The organism is Burkholderia sp. Bp8994 (assembly GCF_003853805.1).
Taxonomy (GTDB): domain Bacteria; phylum Pseudomonadota; class Gammaproteobacteria; order Burkholderiales; family Burkholderiaceae; genus Burkholderia.
In genome coordinates, this window is sequence record NZ_QTQH01000007.1 from 16,193 (window position 1) to 30,783 (window position 14,591).

16 protein-coding genes are annotated in these 14,591 nt (G+C 67.5%); 8 read left to right on the forward strand and 8 right to left on the reverse strand.

Annotated elements, in window-relative coordinates; translation table 11 throughout:
* Nucleotides 1-50: 50 nt before the first annotated feature.
* Both kdsB and adk read left to right on the forward strand, forming a co-directional pair.
* A complete protein-coding gene (gene kdsB, locus DIE04_RS08765) occupies nucleotides 51-842 on the forward strand; it encodes a 3-deoxy-manno-octulosonate cytidylyltransferase (protein ID WP_044848576.1) in 792 nt (263 codons plus the stop codon).
* Nucleotides 843-1,050: 208 nt separating this feature from the next.
* Entirely contained in the window at nucleotides 1,051-1,713 is a 663-nt protein-coding gene (adk, locus tag DIE04_RS08770; protein ID WP_044848575.1) for an adenylate kinase, read from the forward strand.
* Between the two features lie 134 nt (nucleotides 1,714-1,847).
* Here adk and DIE04_RS08775 read toward each other — a convergent pair whose 3' ends face one another.
* The gene (locus DIE04_RS08775; protein ID WP_124522995.1) at nucleotides 1,848-2,699 is read right to left on the reverse strand and encodes a LysR substrate-binding domain-containing protein; all 852 of its coding nucleotides are present in this window, start codon (nucleotides 2,697-2,699) and stop codon (nucleotides 1,848-1,850) included.
* A 113-nt stretch (nucleotides 2,700-2,812) separates the two neighbouring features.
* On the opposite strand from DIE04_RS08775, the gene DIE04_RS08780 reads away from it, so the two are divergent.
* Both DIE04_RS08780 and DIE04_RS08785 read left to right on the forward strand, forming a co-directional pair.
* On the forward strand, nucleotides 2,813-3,469 hold the full coding sequence (locus DIE04_RS08780) for an FMN-dependent NADH-azoreductase (RefSeq protein WP_124522994.1): 657 nt from the start codon (nucleotides 2,813-2,815) through the stop codon (nucleotides 3,467-3,469).
* Between the two features lie 247 nt (nucleotides 3,470-3,716).
* The gene (locus DIE04_RS08785; protein WP_124486970.1) at nucleotides 3,717-4,475 is read left to right on the forward strand and encodes an SDR family NAD(P)-dependent oxidoreductase; all 759 of its coding nucleotides are present in this window, start codon (nucleotides 3,717-3,719) and stop codon (nucleotides 4,473-4,475) included.
* A 78-nt stretch (nucleotides 4,476-4,553) separates the two neighbouring features.
* Here DIE04_RS08785 and DIE04_RS08790 read toward each other — a convergent pair whose 3' ends face one another.
* Complete coding sequence (locus DIE04_RS08790; protein WP_124486969.1) at nucleotides 4,554-5,396, reverse strand: SirB1 family protein; 843 nt, start codon at nucleotides 5,394-5,396, stop codon at nucleotides 4,554-4,556.
* An 8-nt stretch (nucleotides 5,397-5,404) separates the two neighbouring features.
* Nucleotides 5,405-6,955 carry a murein biosynthesis integral membrane protein MurJ gene (gene murJ / locus DIE04_RS08795; protein WP_044848571.1) on the reverse strand — a complete coding sequence of 517 codons (1,551 nt, stop codon included), beginning with the start codon at nucleotides 6,953-6,955 and terminating at the stop codon, nucleotides 5,405-5,407.
* Nucleotides 6,956-7,260: 305 nt separating this feature from the next.
* Between murJ and rpsT the strand changes: the two genes are divergently transcribed.
* Nucleotides 7,261-7,533: a 30S ribosomal protein S20 gene (gene rpsT / locus DIE04_RS08800; protein WP_006482211.1), complete on the forward strand. Its 273-nt coding sequence runs from the start codon at nucleotides 7,261-7,263 to the stop codon at nucleotides 7,531-7,533.
* Nucleotides 7,534-7,680: 147 nt separating this feature from the next.
* Here the strand turns inward: rpsT and DIE04_RS08805 are convergent, their stop codons facing one another.
* On the reverse strand, nucleotides 7,681-8,001 hold the full coding sequence (locus DIE04_RS08805; RefSeq protein WP_044848570.1) for a DUF3579 domain-containing protein: 321 nt from the start codon (nucleotides 7,999-8,001) through the stop codon (nucleotides 7,681-7,683).
* A 415-nt stretch (nucleotides 8,002-8,416) separates the two neighbouring features.
* Here DIE04_RS08805 and argF point away from each other — a divergent pair, with 415 nt between their 5' ends.
* A complete protein-coding gene (gene argF / locus DIE04_RS08815; protein ID WP_124486968.1) occupies nucleotides 8,417-9,346 on the forward strand; it encodes an ornithine carbamoyltransferase in 930 nt (309 codons plus the stop codon).
* 139 nt (nucleotides 9,347-9,485) lie between these two features.
* On the opposite strand, the gene murB is transcribed toward argF, so the two are convergent.
* Complete coding sequence (gene murB / locus DIE04_RS08820; RefSeq protein WP_124486967.1) at nucleotides 9,486-10,535, reverse strand: UDP-N-acetylmuramate dehydrogenase; 1,050 nt, start codon at nucleotides 10,533-10,535, stop codon at nucleotides 9,486-9,488.
* A 136-nt stretch (nucleotides 10,536-10,671) separates the two neighbouring features.
* On the opposite strand from murB, the gene DIE04_RS08825 reads away from it, so the two are divergent.
* Nucleotides 10,672-11,157 carry a YajQ family cyclic di-GMP-binding protein gene (locus DIE04_RS08825; protein WP_014896235.1) on the forward strand — a complete coding sequence of 162 codons (486 nt, stop codon included), beginning with the start codon at nucleotides 10,672-10,674 and terminating at the stop codon, nucleotides 11,155-11,157.
* Nucleotides 11,158-11,272: 115 nt separating this feature from the next.
* Here the strand turns inward: DIE04_RS08825 and plsY are convergent, their stop codons facing one another.
* The 3 genes from plsY to DIE04_RS29710 all read right to left on the reverse strand — a co-directional run bounded on the left by plsY (nucleotide 11,273) and on the right by DIE04_RS29710 (nucleotide 12,954).
* The gene (gene plsY / locus DIE04_RS08830) at nucleotides 11,273-11,911 is read right to left on the reverse strand and encodes a glycerol-3-phosphate 1-O-acyltransferase PlsY (protein ID WP_044848567.1); all 639 of its coding nucleotides are present in this window, start codon (nucleotides 11,909-11,911) and stop codon (nucleotides 11,273-11,275) included.
* Between the two features lie 182 nt (nucleotides 11,912-12,093).
* Complete coding sequence (gene ybaK, locus DIE04_RS08835) at nucleotides 12,094-12,585, reverse strand: Cys-tRNA(Pro) deacylase (RefSeq protein ID WP_044848566.1); 492 nt, start codon at nucleotides 12,583-12,585, stop codon at nucleotides 12,094-12,096.
* Between the two features lie 9 nt (nucleotides 12,586-12,594).
* Nucleotides 12,595-12,954: a hypothetical protein gene (locus tag DIE04_RS29710; RefSeq protein WP_185500331.1), complete on the reverse strand. Its 360-nt coding sequence runs from the start codon at nucleotides 12,952-12,954 to the stop codon at nucleotides 12,595-12,597.
* A gap of 57 nt (nucleotides 12,955-13,011) precedes the next feature.
* On the opposite strand from DIE04_RS29710, the gene DIE04_RS08840 reads away from it, so the two are divergent.
* Nucleotides 13,012-14,574: a class I adenylate-forming enzyme family protein gene (locus DIE04_RS08840; RefSeq protein WP_124522991.1), complete on the forward strand. Its 1,563-nt coding sequence runs from the start codon at nucleotides 13,012-13,014 to the stop codon at nucleotides 14,572-14,574.
* Nucleotides 14,575-14,591 lie beyond the last annotated feature (17 nt).

The following is a 14,591-nucleotide window of genomic DNA, read 5'->3' on the forward strand; positions in this document are numbered from 1 at the left end:
GCCCGCCTTCGACGCGCCGCCCGCCCCGCTCTTCTCACCGCTCAGCCCCGATGACTCATCCGCAGCCCTTCATCGCCGTCATTCCTGCCCGGCTCGCGTCGACGCGCCTGCCGAACAAGCCGCTCGCCGATCTCGGCGGCAAGCCGATGGTCGTGCGCGTCGCCGAGCGCGCGCGCGAAGCGGGCGCGCAGCAGGTGCTCGTCGCGTCCGACGCGCAGAGCGTGCTCGATGCGGCCCGCGAGCACGGTTTCGAAGCGGTGCTGACGCGTGCCGACCATCCGTCCGGCACCGACCGGCTCGCGGAAGTCGCCGCGACGTTCGGGTGGAGCGACGACACCGTCGTCGTCAACGTGCAGGGCGACGAGCCGCTGATCGACCCGGCGCTCGTCCGCGACGTAGCGTCGCACCTCGCCGCGCACCCGGACTGCGCGATCGCGACCGCCGCGCACCCGATCCACGACGCGGCCGACGTGTTCAATCCGAACATCGTGAAGGTCGCGCTCGACGCGCGCAACGTCGCGATGTACTTCTCGCGCGCGCCGATTCCGTGGAGCCGCGATGCGTACCAACCGCACTGGCCCGACGTCGCGGCCATGCCCGCACCGGCCTTTCCGGTCTATCGCCACATCGGACTCTACGCCTATCGCGCGCGTTTCCTGCGCACCTATCCGTCGCTCGCGCAGGCGCCGATCGAGCAGGCCGAGCAGCTCGAACAGCTGCGCGCGATGTGGCACGGCGAGCGCATCGCGGTGCTGATCACCGAGCATGCACCCGAAGCCGGCATCGATACGCCGGCCGATCTCGCACGCGTGCAGGCCCTTTTTCGGCCGGGTTCAAAATAACCCGTGGCATAATCAGGCGATTGTGCGAGCCGTCCGCGACCCGCGCGTCCTAGCTTGACCCTGCCACGGCCCGTCCCGGCAGCCGCGCGTCGCCTTTCGCCGACGCGCCGCATCAGACCGGTCCGCCGCGCGCAAGACAAGCCCCGCGCACGCTGTCGCCGACGCTTTTGCGTCTCGCCACACGAATCTACATACCGGAGATATCACCATGCGTTTGATCCTGTTGGGTGCGCCCGGCGCGGGCAAGGGTACCCAGGCAAACTTCATCAAGGAAAAGTTCGGCATCCCGCAAATCTCGACGGGCGACATGCTGCGCGCGGCCGTCAAGGCCGGCTCGCCGCTCGGCGTCGAGGCGAAGGGCTACATGGACGCCGGCAAGCTCGTGCCGGACGCGCTGATCATCGGCCTCGTGAAGGAGCGCCTGAAGGAAGCCGACTGCGCGAACGGCTACCTGTTCGACGGCTTCCCGCGCACGATCGCGCAGGCTGACGCGATGAAGGAAGCCGGCGTCGCGATCGACTACGTGCTCGAAATCGACGTCCCGTTCTCGGAGATCGTCGAGCGCATGAGCGGCCGCCGCACGCACCCGGCATCGGGCCGCACGTACCACGTGAAGTTCAACCCGCCGAAGGTCGAGGGCAAGGACGACGTGACGGGCGAACCGCTGATCCAGCGCGACGACGACAAGGAAGAAACCGTCCTGAAGCGTCTCGAAGTGTACGAAGCGCAGACCAAGCCGCTGATCACGTACTACGGCGACTGGGCGCAGCGCGGCGAGGAAAACGGCCTGAAGGCCCCGCAGTATCGCAAGATCTCGGGCCTCGGCAGCGTGGACGAAATCCGCGAGCGTGCGTTCGACGCACTGAAGTAAGCACCGCGTCATGCACCGCAAGCCGCCCTTTCGGGGCGGCTTTTTTTTGGTTCATCGTGGAATTGCGTGAACCGGCGACGATGCATGTGCCTCTGGCCGCGCAAATCCCAACGCTGTCGCCGCGATGAACGTGGTCACCCGTTGTGCGCGAACGCCAGCACGATCGCGTTGCCCAGTTCATCGACAACCCTGGCCGACGCGCCCGGCACCGCGAACATCGTGAACTCGACATCGGGCAGGGCCGGCAGGCCGGCATCCGGCGGAATCGCACGCAAGCCGTGCGCAAGTTGTGTGTGCACGATTGGCGTCACCGCAAGGCCCGCGTGCGCGGCGGCGCACAGGCCGGCGCCGCTCGGGCACACGAGCACGATCCGGTAATCCACGCCCGCTCGGGCCAGTGCTGCCAGCGAGGCCTCGCGATACGGGCAGGGTTCCGGCAGCAGCGCAATCGGCACCGGTACGCCGGGCGTGAGCGACGCCCAATCCGCACCGGCCCACACGAGCGGCTCGCGCCAGAGCACGCGTCCGGCGGGCCCGCCGTGGCAGCGCCCGCCCATCACCACATCCAGTTCACCGTGATCCAGCGCCTGGAGCAGATCGCCCGGGATACCCACTCTGATGCTGAATGCGATGCGCGGGTACCGCCCGGCAAACGCCTTCATCACATGCATCAGCCTGACGTTGGCGAGGTCTTCCGACAGACCCACGCGGATCGTGCCCGCGCTCGGTTCGCGCAGCAGTTGCGCCCGCGCGTCCTGATTGAGCGCGAGGATGGCGCGCGCGTAACCCAGCAGCAGCTCGCCGTCCACCGTGAGCGCGACCGAGCGCGTGGTGCGCACGAGCAGGTCACGGCCGACCTGTTTTTCCAGGCGGCGCAGATGCGCGCTGACCGCGGACTGCGTCAGATTCAGACGGGCCGCGGCATGCGTGAACCCGCCTTCCTGGACGACGGCCACGAAGGAGCGCAGCAAAACGGTATCGAACATGAGATGTCCCGCAATACAGTGCGAATGCTACTGAGTAGCGTGATGATACTTCGTTTATATTTCGAATCGAACTATGTTCTGATGAGGGCCGTCAACCCGTCAGGAGTCGTTCCATGTCGACCTTGCTTCATATCGAATCGTCCCCGCGCAAGTCGCGGTCCGCATCACTCGACGTTGCGCACGCGTATCTGGAAGCCTGGCGCGACGCGCATCCGGAGCATCGGGTCGACGTGCTCGACCTGTGGGCGACGCAATTGCCGGAACTCGACGGCGATGCGCTCGATGCCAAATACGCGGACTTGAGCGGTACGCCGCTCAGCGAAGGCCAGCAGCAAGCGTGGGCGGATTTCCGCCAGCTGGCGCAGCGGATGCACGACGCGGATACGCTGCTGTTCTCCGTGCCGCTGTGGAATTTTTCCATCCCGTACAAACTCAAGCATTTCATCGACGCCGTGTCCCACCGCGGCCTCCTCTTCTCATTCGACGAGCGTGGGTTGGCGGGATTGCTGAACGGCAAGAAAGCCGTCGTGATCTATGCGAGAGGCCTCGACTATTCAAGGCAATCGAGCACGCCCGCCGAGTCGTTCGACTATCAGCGGCCGTTTCTTGAGGCGTGGCTGCGCTTCATCGGTATCACCGACATCGAATCGATCGTCGTCGAGAAAACGCTGTTTGGACCCGAAATCGATCACGCGGGCAGGGAGGCTGCGCGCGAACAGGCAGTGACGCTGGTACACGCGGCTTCAGCATCAGCTTCGGTTGACGGCTGAACTGGCCAACGGCTGGAGACCGCCGAGCGCCGACGGTCTTCCACGTGTTCGCCGGCAATCTTCGATGAACCTTTTTTTCGCCTGCGCCATCCGTTTCGTCCGACCTCGCACGACCTCGCACGACCGCGCCGGTCTCGCCGGCATCCGGCGGCGCCCCGTACAATCGATCGAATACGTGCGCCGCACGAACCGGCGCGGCGGCCGTGCCTCCGATCGACCGGCATCGGACCCAACCAAGGAGACAGTGATGGAGATTCGCGACAACGTCTTTCTGATCACGGGCGGCGCATCGGGCCTCGGCGCCGGAACGGCCCGCATGCTCGCTCAGGCCGGCGGCAAGGTCGTGCTCGCCGACCTCAACGAAGCAGCCGGCGCGGCGCTCGCGGGCGAACTCGGCGGCGTATTCGTGCGCTGCGACGTATCGAGCGAGGTCGATGCGCAGGCGGCCGTCGACGCCGCGACGCGCGCGGGCACGCTGCGCGGCCTCGTGAATTGCGCGGGCATCGCGCCCGCCGCGAAAACCGTCGGCAAGGACGGCGCGCATCCGCTCGACGTGTTCGCGAAGACGATCAACGTCAACTTGGTCGGCACCTTCAACATGATCCGGCTCGCGGCCGCCGCGATGGCCGCGACCGCGCCGAACGCCGGCGGCGAACGCGGCGTGATCGTCAGCACCGCGTCGGTCGCCGCCTACGACGGGCAGATCGGCCAGGCCGCGTATGCGGCGTCGAAGGCCGGTGTCGCTGGCATGACGCTGCCGATCGCGCGCGACCTGTCGCGCCACGGCATCCGCGTGATGACGATCGCGCCCGGGCTGTTCGAGACGCCGATGCTGCTCGGCATGCCGAAGGACGTGCAGGACGCGCTCGGCGCGATGGTGCCGTTCCCGCCGCGGCTCGGCAAACCGGACGAATACGCGATGCTGGTGCGCCAGATCGTCGAGAATCCGATGCTCAACGGCGAAGTGATCCGCCTCGACGGTGCGATCCGGATGCAGCCGAAGTAAGTGCAAGCAAGCAGCTGCAAAAAAACGCCCGCGATGCGGGCGTGTCGACGTTCGGGGCGCCGGTGAGACTGCGACGGCTCAGTCCTCGCCGTCGCGCTGCATCCGCTGCCGCAACTCGGTCACCTGCGACTCGACGACGGTCGCGTCCTCCGCATCGGGCCGCTCGCCGAGATACTGCTCGAGATCCTCGAGCGCGGGGCGCAGGTAGTCGAGCCGCGCATACGCGAAGCCGCGGTCGCGCACTTCGTCGAGCTGTTCCGGCAGCAGGATCACGAGCCGCTGCTGCACCGCGAGCAGCCGCTGCCAGCGTTCCGTCTGCAGATAGATCGTCTTCAGGTTGCGCAGCATCCGCGCGATGATCTCGCGGCTGGTGGCCGGCTGCAGCAGCGCGCGCAACGCGCTGTCGACCGCGCCCGCCGCACGCGCGACGTAGGGCTCGAGCATCTCGACCATCTCGGCCTCGGACAGCGAATGGCCGTTGGTCGGATCGATGATTAGGTCGCCGTCCGGCAGCGTCACGCGCAGCAGGAAGTGGCCGGGGAACGACACGCCGCGCGCCGGCACGCCGATCTGCTCGGCGAGCTCCAGGTACAACACCGACAGCGAGATCGGAATCCCGCGCCGCCGCTTCAGCACCGCGTTCAGGTGGCTGTTATCGGGGTCGTAGTAATCGTTGTGATTGCATGCGAAGCCGAGTTCGCGGAAGAAGAACGCGTTGAGCGCGGCGACGCGGTCCTTCAGGTCCGCATCGTCGCCGAGCCGGCGGCTCAGCCGCGCGGCCAGGATGTCGATTTCGGCCAGCGTACCCTGCAGGTCGAGGTCGGGATACGCGTCCTGCGCAAGCGACAGCGCGGTTTCCGTGACGGGCAGACTGTCGTCGTCCGCCACGAGCGTGCTGAAGTAGTCGAGGACGCGGGTCATTGCGGTCGTCACTTGGCGCGCCTTCTGAAGTAAGCGTATTTGAAGCCCATCACCCACAACATACCGAAATATAGTGCAGCGAACAGCACGAGGCACGCGGCCATCAGTGCAATGCGATCGAGCGGCTGCGCACGCATGCCGGCCCAGTCGAAGTTGATCGCGCACCAGTGCATCAGGCCGGCGAGCACGAGCGCCGCGCCGATCAGCTGCACGAAGAAGCGCAGCCAGCCGGGCGACGGCTGGTAGATGCCGCGCTTGCGCAGCCCGAGGAACAGCAGCAGCGAGTTCAGGCAGGCACCGACGCCGATGCTCAGCGTGAGGCCCGCATGGCCGATCAGCGGCACGAACACGTAGTTCGAGATCTGCGTGACGATCAGCACGCCGATCGCGATCTTCACCGGCGTCTTGATGTCCTGCTTCGCGTAGAAGCCCGGCGCGAGGATCTTGATCAGGATGATGCCGACGAGACCGATCCCGTAGGTCGCGAGCGCGCGCGCGACCATCGTGACCGTATGCGCGTCGAACTTGCCGTAGTTGAACAGCGTCGCGGTGAGCGGCGTCGCGAAGAAGAACAGCGCGAGCGCGCTCGGCGCCGCGAGCAGGAACGTGACGCGCAGCCCCCAGTCGAGCAGCGCCGAATATTCATGCGAATCGGCGTCGACGTGCGCCTTCGACAGGCTCGGCAACAGGATCGTGCCGAGCGCGACGCCGAGCAGCGCGGTCGGGAACTCCATCAGGCGGTCGGCGTAGTTGATCCACGAGACCGCGCCCTGCCCGAGCCGCGACGCGATGTTGGTGTTGATGATCAGCGACAGCTGCGCGACCGACACCGCGAACGTCGCGGGCACCATCTTGGCGAGCACCCGCTTCACGCCGGGATGACGCAGCGCGCGCACCGGGTTGAGGCCGATCAGCGGCACCATGTCGATCTTCTTCAGCCCCGGCAGCTGCACGATGAACTGCAGCACGCCGCCCACGATGACGGCCCACGCGAGCGCGTAGACCGGCACCTTCAGGTGCGGCGCGACGAACACGGCCGCGGCGATGAACGCGACGTTGAGCAGCACCGGCGCGAACGCCGGCAGCGAGAAGCTCTTGTAGGTATTGAGCACGCCTGACGCGAGCGTCGTCAGCGAGATGAACACGATGTACGGGAACATGATCCGCGTCATCGTGACCGCGAGCGGGAACGCCTGCCCGTCGGTATGCAGGCCGGACGCGACCGCGAACACGACCCACGACGCGCCGGCGATCCCGACGACCGACAACACGGCGAGCGCCCACGCGAGCACGGTCGACATCGCGTCGACGAGCGCCTTGGTCGCATCGTGCCCCTGCTGGTTCTTGAACTCGGCCAGGATCGGCACGAACGCCTGCGAGAACGCGCCTTCGGCAGACAGGCGGCGCAGCAGGTTCGGAATGCGGAAAGCGACGTAGAACGCGTCGGTGTATTGACTGGCGCCGAACGCACGGGCGATCAGCGTCTCGCGGGCCAGTCCGGTCACGCGCGACAGCAGCGTGAAGCCGCTGACCGTCAGCAGGGCTCGGAATAGATTCATGGGGCGCTTATTATACGGACGTTGCGTGGCCCGGCACGGACGGATGGCGAAAAGGGCGCGCGTCGCCGGCGGCCCCCGTCGGGCCGACGTCACGTTGACCTTGCCACGCGCTTGATTTTGTTGCTATAATCGCCGGTTTCTGAGCCTGTTACATGCACGGCGCCTGTCGTTTTCATGTCTCGGCCTCGGTTAAAATCACCGTTTTTTATGCGCCCCTGGGCAATCGCTCTCAGGGGACGGATCGAAAAGCAGCGCTTGGCCGTCAGGCTCCAAGCTCTGGAAACAGGACAGGATAAGGAACCGTCATGGCTAACTCCGCACAAGCACGCAAGCGCGCCCGCCAAGCCGCGAAGGCAAATTCGCACAACTCGGCGCTGCGCTCGAAATTCCGTACCGCGATCAAGTCGGTTCGCAAGGCTGTTGAAGCCGGCGACCAGGCAAAGGCTGCCGAGCTGTTCAAGGCTGCCGTGAAGACGATCGACACGATCGCCGACAAGAAGATCGTTCACAAGAACAAGGCCGCTCGCAGCAAGAGCCGCCTCGCCGCAGCCGTCAAGGGTCTGCAGGCAGCAGCGTAAATCCGGCGTGCCCGCTTCGGCGGGCGCTCCTGTTTCCTGCGATCGCAAAAAAGCCCGCCTAGGCGGGCTTTTTTGCTGTGCGTCGCCCGCGCATCGCGCCGGGCGACCGCCAGGCAGGGGCGCGGCACGCGCCCTCGCCCGTCGAACTCACTTCTTCTCGTGGTAGTCCGGCAGCTCGCACGCCTCGGTGACGACGAGGTTGTTGTCCTTCGCGAAATTCAGCACGAAATCGAACGCCATCGGCTCGACGTCGCGCAGCCGGGAATCGAGGATCACGCATTTGAGGTCGCCGAGCATCGTCGGGCGCACGTACAGCGAATATTTCAGGCGCGCGTTCGGCCCGCTCGCACCGGGCCCGAAGCAGGCCATCACGCCGGCCAGACGCTCCGACCAGTCGCTCGGGCGAAACTTTTTCCCGTCTTTCGTAATGCCCTGGATGAAGAATTCGGTCGGAGGGGTTTCAGCCATGTGGTTACCCAAGTGACGGCCCGGCGATGTCCAGGCGACAGCGCCCGGATACGCGAACACAAAGCTCGAGCGGACAGCGGCACTCGCGCTCCGATATCCCGAAAAAACAGGCTGTCGAGGCGTGCCGCCGACGCGCCGCACCGGATTTGTGCAGCGCATGGCTTGTGTCCGGCAGAGCGCGAAGAGGCTTGCCTGCCGGGCTGGAGAAAACTTTTGGATTATACCGCAGCGCGGCATCGCGCGTCGTCTCGCCGCCCCTCTTCCGGCGCCTTCCAGCGTGCGCCACGATCCCAACCCGGTTTTCGTCGCGGCTCGTCAAAGCACAGAAAATCCTTTATGCTGCTTTGAGTTATCCACACCCGACGGCGGCGCCGTCCGGCCGCGCGGCCGGTTCAGACCCGCCGTATTTCGTTTCATGACCGCCAAAACCATTCGTCACTACCTGCAGTTCAAGGATTTCTCGCTGGAAGACTACGAGTACGTGCTCGAACGCACGGGTATCCTGAAGCGCAAGTTCAAGAACTACGAGACCTATCACCCGCTGCACGACCGCACGCTCGCGATGATCTTCGAGAAGAGCTCGACGCGCACGCGCCTGTCGTTCGAAGCCGGCATCTTCCAGCTCGGCGGCCACGCGGTCTTCATGAGCACGCGCGACACGCAGCTCGGCCGCGGCGAGCCGGTCGAGGATTCCGCGCAGGTCATCTCGCGGATGGTCGACATCATCATGATCCGCACGTTCGAGCAGGACGTGATCACGCGCTTCGCGGAAAACTCCCGCGTGCCGGTGATCAACGGCCTGACCAACGAATACCACCCGTGCCAGGTGCTCGCCGACATCTTCACGTACTACGAGCACCGCGGCCCGATCGCCGGCAAGACGGTCGCGTGGGTCGGCGATGCGAACAACATGCTGTACACGTGGATCGAAGCCGCGCAGATCCTCGGCTTCAAGCTGCGCCTGTCGACGCCGCCGGGCTATGCGCTCGACATGAAGCTGGTGGCGCCGGACAGCGCGCCGTTCTACGAGGTGTTCGACGATCCGAACGAAGCGTGCAAGGGCGCCGATCTCGTGACGACCGACGTGTGGACGAGCATGGGCTTCGAAGCCGAGAACGAAGCGCGCAAGCAGGCGTTTGCCGACTGGTGCGTCGACGAGGAAATGATGGGGCACGCGAATCCCGACGCGCTCTTCATGCACTGCCTGCCCGCGCACCGCGGCGAGGAAGTGACAGCCGGCGTGATCGACGGCCCGCAGAGCGTCGTGTGGGACGAGGCGGAAAACCGCCTGCACGTGCAGAAGGCGCTGATGGAGTTCCTGCTGCTCGGCCGCCTCAAGCACTGACCGCCGCGCGCATTACGTGCGCATTACGCGCGCATGCCGCCATCCGCGCGACATGCGGAAAAAAGCGCCGATCGTCGTCGATCGGCGCTTTTTTGTTGGGTCGGACGAACGCGAATGAACCGCGCGGCGCAACACCGCGTTACAGGCACACGGGCTCGGGTTCGAGCTCGACGCCGAAGCGCTCGCGCACGTCGTCCTGGATCGCGCGCGCCAGCGCGAGCACGTCGGCGCCCGTCGCGCCGCCGCGATTGACCAGCACGAGCGCCTGCCGGTCGTGCACGGCCGCCGCGCCGAGCGCGCGCCCTTTCCAGCCGCAGCGGTCGATCAGCCAGCCGGCCGCGAGCTTCACCTGCCCGTCCGGCTGCGGATACGACACGACTTCGGGTGCGCGCGCGCGCAGCGCGTCGAACTGCGCGACGTCGATCACCGGATTCTTGAAGAAACTGCCCGCGTTGCCGAGCACGAGCGGATCGGGCAGCTTCGCGCGGCGAATCGCGACAACGGCGTCGAACACGTCGCGCGGGGTCGCGGCGTCCGGCGCGATGCCGCGTGCGTCGAGCTCGCGCGTGACGTCCGCGTAGCCGAGCCGCGGCGTCCAGCGCTTGGGCAGCCGGAACGTCACGGCGACGATTGCGAAGCGGCCGCGCCCTTCCCGCTTGAAGAAGCTGTCGCGATAGCCGAACCCGCAGCGCGCGGCGTCGAAGCGCTCGCTGCGCCCCGTCGCGAGCTCGACGGCGACCAGCGAGTCGAAATAGGTCTTCATCTCGAGGCCGTATGCGCCGATGTTCTGGATCGGCGCGGCGCCGACGGTGCCCGGAATCAGTGCAAGGTTCTCGAGGCCCGGCATCCCGTGCTCGAGCGTCCACGCGACGAACGCGTGCCAGGTCTCGCCGCCGCCGGCCTCGACGTACCATGCGTCGTCGTCCTCGCGCACGACGCGACGGCCGGCGATCTCGTCGAGCAGCACGACGCCGTCGAAATCGCGCGTGAACACGACGTTGCTGCCGCCGCCGAGCACGAGCTGCGGCAGCGATGCGACGCGCGGGTCGCGGTGCAGCGCCTCGAACTGCGCCGCATGCGTGACGCGCGCGGCAAAGCGCGCCTTCGCGGCAATGCCGAACGTGTTATGCGCGGCGAGCGGATGGTCGGGGAGCAGCGACAGGGCGGAATCGTCAGGAGGCATCGGCATTCGCGGTCACGTCCGCCGGGCGGGCATACGGCCGGCCTTGGGCAAACGGAGGGGCATCGGTAAAATGGCAAACAGTCCGCAATTATAGCGAGTGCCCGCGCGCGAGCCGGGCGCCCGCATCTCAAGGGAGAATGCCATGCCATCGTTCGACGTCGTTTCCGAAGCGAACATGATCGAAGTGAAGAACGCCATCGAGCAGTCGAACAAGGAAATCTCGACGCGCTTCGACTTCAAGGGCTCCGACGCGCGCGTCGAGCAGAAGGAGCGCGAGCTGACGCTGTTCGCCGACGACGATTTCAAGCTCGGCCAGGTCAAGGACGTGCTGATCAACAAGCTCGCGAAGCGCAACGTCGACGTGCGCTTCCTCGACTACGGCAAGGTCGAGAAGATCGGCGGCGACAAGGTCAAGCAGGTCGTCACCGTGAAGAAGGGCGTGACGGGCGACCTCGCGAAGAAGATCGTCAGGCTCGTGAAAGACAGCAAGATCAAGGTGCAGGCGAGCATCCAGGGCGACGCGGTGCGCGTGGCCGGCACGAAGCGCGACGACCTGCAGAGCGTGATCGCGATGCTGCGCAAGGACGTGACCGACACCCCGCTCGACTTCAACAACTTCCGCGACTGATCGACGCGGTCGGCCGCGCCGTCAAGCGCGCCGTCGACCACGCCGTCGAACAGTCACGCCGCGCCGCCGGGCCCCGCATGCGGGGCGCCCCGGCGGGCGGCGGCAATCCCCTTCATCAGGCCTTCCCGCCGTCCTGCGCGCCGCCGTCGGATGCCGCCTTCTTCTTGTCGCCGATCCGGCTTTCCTGCCCCGCCAGCAGCTTCGAGATATTGCCGCGGTGACGCCACACGAGCAGCACGCTCATCGCGAGCACGGCCCACGCGACCGGGTTGTGGCCGGTGCCGAACAGGAACACGTCGAACACCGGTGCGAACACGGCCGCCACCAGCGCCGCGAGCGACGAGTAACGGAAGAAGAACGCGACGATCAGCCAGGTCAGCGCGGTCGCGAGGCCGAGCACCGGGTGCACGGCGAGCAGCACGCCGGCCGCTGTCGCGACGCCCTTGCCGCCCTGGAAGCGGAAGAACACCGGATAGAGGTGGCCGAGGAACACGGCGATCGCGACCCACGCGACGGCGACGTCGGACAACCCGAAGTGCCGCGCGAGCCAGACGGCGAACCAACCCTTGAACGCGTCGCCGACGAGCGTCAGGATCGCGGCCTTCTTGTTGCCGCTGCGCAGCACGTTGGTCGCGCCGGGATTCTTCGACCCGTACGAACGGGGATCGGCCAGGCCCATCGCGGCGCTGACGACGACGGCAAACGACACCGAACCGATCAGGTAGGCAACAAGTGCGGCGAGCAGGATCTGCATGCGGAAAACTCTTCTTTCAACGTATCGGTAAAGGGACGGCCGGGCGCGGCGGGCCGGCCCGTCGGGGCAGGCGCCGCCGCGGCGAACCGCCGGCAGGCCGCGGCAGCCGGCCGTGCGGGCCGACCGGCCGAAACGGCGCCCATTCTACCGAACGAGCGCGGCCTGCCACGAAGGTGAAACCCTCAGTCGACGCTCGCGCACTGCACGGGCGTCGCGCCGAGCAGCGTCGTGAGTACCGCCGGCGCGAGGCTGACGAGGTAGCCGCGGCGGCCGCCGTTCAGGTAGATCGTCGGCAATTCGAGGATGGTCGACTCGACGTACACGGGCATCGTCTTGCGCGTGCCGAACGGCGACGTGCCGCCGACCAGATAGCCGGAATGGCGGTTCGCGACGTCGGGCTTGCACGGCTCGACGCGCTTCGCGCCGATCTGCCGCGCGAGGTTCTTGGTCGACACCGTGCGGTCGCCGTGCATCAGCACGATCAGCGGCTTCGCGTGCTCGTCCTCCATCACGAGCGTCTTCACGACGCTATGCTCGTCGACGCCGAGCTGGCGCGCCGACTCGCCGGTGCCGCCGTGCTCGACGTAATCGTACGGATGCTCGCCGAACGCGACGCCGTGGCGGCGCAGCAGCTGGGTCGCGGGTGTCTCGGACACGTGTCTGGATTTGCTCATGGCGGCATTTTAATGGCGAACGACCGGCGGGCGGGCGGCGTTGCGGCCATCGCATGCATCGCCCGCCATTGCGCACGAGCGCATCACGCCTTCGCCTTCGCCTTCGCCTTCGCCTTCGCCTTCGCCTTCGCCTTCGCCTTCGCCTTCGCCTTCGCCTTCGCCTTCGCGACAGCGTACCGGGCGCCGGCGGTATACTCGCGGCCCTTTTGTCCCGGGCGAGCGCAGCCGCAGCCGCGTCGAGCCGATCCGCGCCGCGCCGCACCGCACCGCACCGCACCACACCACACCACACCACACCACACCGGCATCATTGCGGACATCGCGAAGTGCTATTGCCCGATTGACCGATTGTGGCGCGCCCGCCGCCATGGCACGATCGCTCGCAAAACTCGCCGCGCCACTGCACGGCCTTCTTCTGGAGACGCCATGTCCTCGCCTGTCCGCTCATCCGCGCCGCTCGACGTCGCGGCACTGCTCGCCGCGCTGCCCGGCCGCATCGCCGACGTGCCCGCCCGCTGGGCCGCGCAAGCGCCCGCGCACCCGGCGCTGATCGAGGACGCGCGCCGCCTGTCGTACGGCGAGCTGTCGCGGGCCGTCGATGCGGCCGCCGAGCGGCTCGCGCGCCTCGGCGTGCGCGGCGGCGATCGCGTGATGATCGTCGCGGAAAACAGCGTCGCGCAGATCGTGCTGCTGTTCGCAGCCGCGCGCGTCGACGCTTGGGCGCTCGTGTCGAACGCGCGGCTGTCGGCCGGCGAGCTCGATGCGATCGCCGCGCACGCGCGGCCGAAGCTGATCGCGTTCGCGACGGAAGCATCGCCCGATGCGCGCACGCACGCGGCGCGCCACGGCGCGACGCCCGCCGACGCGCTGCCGGTCGACATCGGCACGTGGTCGTACCGCGTCGACGCGAGCGCGCCCGACGAGCCGGTGTCACCCGACGGCGCCGCGCAGTGCGCGGCGCTGATCTACACGACCGGCACGACGGGTACGCCGAAAGGCGTGATGCTGTCGCACCGCAACCTGCTGTTCATCGCGGCGACGTCGAGCGCGCTGCGCGGCGTGTCGCCCGACGACGTCGTCTATACGGTGCTGCCCGTGTCGCACGTGTACGGGCTCGCATCGGTCTGCCTCGGCAGCCTGTACGCGGGGGCGACGCTGCGGCTCGCGCCGCGCTTCGCGCCCGAGGCCGTGCGCGTCGCGCTCGCCGACGAAGGCGTGACGATCTTCCAGGGCGTGCCCGCGATGCACGCGAAACTGCTCGAGCACCTGCACACGCACGCGCACGCATGGCATGCGCCGCGGCTGCGCTTCGCGTATTCGGGCGGCTCGCCGCTCGACGCCGACCTGAAGGCGCGCGTCGAGCGCGTGTACGGCGTGCCGCTGCACAACGGCTACGGCATGACCGAGAGCAGCCCGACGATCACGCAGACGCCGCTCGACGCGCCGCGTACCGACTGCTCGGTCGGCGTGCCGATCCCGGGCGTCGAGATGCGGATCGTCGCACCGGACGGCACCGACGTGCCGCCGGGCGAAGTAGGCGAAATCCGCGTGCGCGGGCCGAACGTGATGCTCGGCTACTACCGCAACGCGGACGCGACGCGCGCGGCCGTGTCGCCGGACGGCTGGCTCAGCACCGGCGATCTCGCGCGCCAGGCAGCGGACGGCTCGGTGACGATCGCGGGCCGCAGCAAGGAGCTGATCATCCGCTCGGGCTTCAACGTGTATCCGGTCGAGGTCGAACAGGTGCTGAACGCGCACCCGGACGTCGTGCAGGCGGCCGTCGTCGGCCGTGCGGTCGAGGGCAACGAGGAAGTGCTCGCGTTCGTCGAGCTGGTGCCGGGCGCGGCCGCGACCGAGGCCGCGCTGCAGGCGTGGTGCGCGCAACGGCTCGCGCCGTACAAGCGCCCTGCGCACATCCGCGTGCTCGATGCGCTGCCCGCCGCATCGACGGGCAAGGTGCTGAAGCACAAGCTGCGCGAACTTGCGTGACGTGCGGCGCCGGCCGC

What these genes read in the sequence shown, in the direction of transcription:
- kdsB (WP_044848576.1), top strand. Translation starts at nt 51, where the DNA reads ATGACTCATCCGCAGCCCTTCATCGCCGTCATTCCTGCCCGGCTCGCG.
- adk (WP_044848575.1), top strand. Translation starts at nt 1,051, where the DNA reads ATGCGTTTGATCCTGTTGGGTGCGCCCGGCGCGGGCAAGGGTACCCAG.
- DIE04_RS08775 (WP_124522995.1), bottom strand. Translation starts at nt 2,699, where the DNA reads ATGTTCGATACCGTTTTGCTGCGCTCCTTCGTGGCCGTCGTCCAGGAA.
- DIE04_RS08780 (WP_124522994.1), top strand. Translation starts at nt 2,813, where the DNA reads ATGTCGACCTTGCTTCATATCGAATCGTCCCCGCGCAAGTCGCGGTCC.
- DIE04_RS08785 (WP_124486970.1), top strand. Translation starts at nt 3,717, where the DNA reads ATGGAGATTCGCGACAACGTCTTTCTGATCACGGGCGGCGCATCGGGC.
- DIE04_RS08790 (WP_124486969.1), bottom strand. Translation starts at nt 5,396, where the DNA reads ATGACCCGCGTCCTCGACTACTTCAGCACGCTCGTGGCGGACGACGAC.
- murJ (WP_044848571.1), bottom strand. Translation starts at nt 6,955, where the DNA reads ATGAATCTATTCCGAGCCCTGCTGACGGTCAGCGGCTTCACGCTGCTG.
- rpsT (WP_006482211.1), top strand. Translation starts at nt 7,261, where the DNA reads ATGGCTAACTCCGCACAAGCACGCAAGCGCGCCCGCCAAGCCGCGAAG.
- DIE04_RS08805 (WP_044848570.1), bottom strand. Translation starts at nt 8,001, where the DNA reads ATGGCTGAAACCCCTCCGACCGAATTCTTCATCCAGGGCATTACGAAA.
- argF (WP_124486968.1), top strand. Translation starts at nt 8,417, where the DNA reads ATGACCGCCAAAACCATTCGTCACTACCTGCAGTTCAAGGATTTCTCG.
- murB (WP_124486967.1), bottom strand. Translation starts at nt 10,535, where the DNA reads ATGCCGATGCCTCCTGACGATTCCGCCCTGTCGCTGCTCCCCGACCAT.
- DIE04_RS08825 (WP_014896235.1), top strand. Translation starts at nt 10,672, where the DNA reads ATGCCATCGTTCGACGTCGTTTCCGAAGCGAACATGATCGAAGTGAAG.
- plsY (WP_044848567.1), bottom strand. Translation starts at nt 11,911, where the DNA reads ATGCAGATCCTGCTCGCCGCACTTGTTGCCTACCTGATCGGTTCGGTG.
- ybaK (WP_044848566.1), bottom strand. Translation starts at nt 12,585, where the DNA reads ATGAGCAAATCCAGACACGTGTCCGAGACACCCGCGACCCAGCTGCTG.
- DIE04_RS29710 (WP_185500331.1), bottom strand. Translation starts at nt 12,954, where the DNA reads ATGGCGGCGGGCGCGCCACAATCGGTCAATCGGGCAATAGCACTTCGC.
- DIE04_RS08840 (WP_124522991.1), top strand. Translation starts at nt 13,012, where the DNA reads ATGTCCTCGCCTGTCCGCTCATCCGCGCCGCTCGACGTCGCGGCACTG.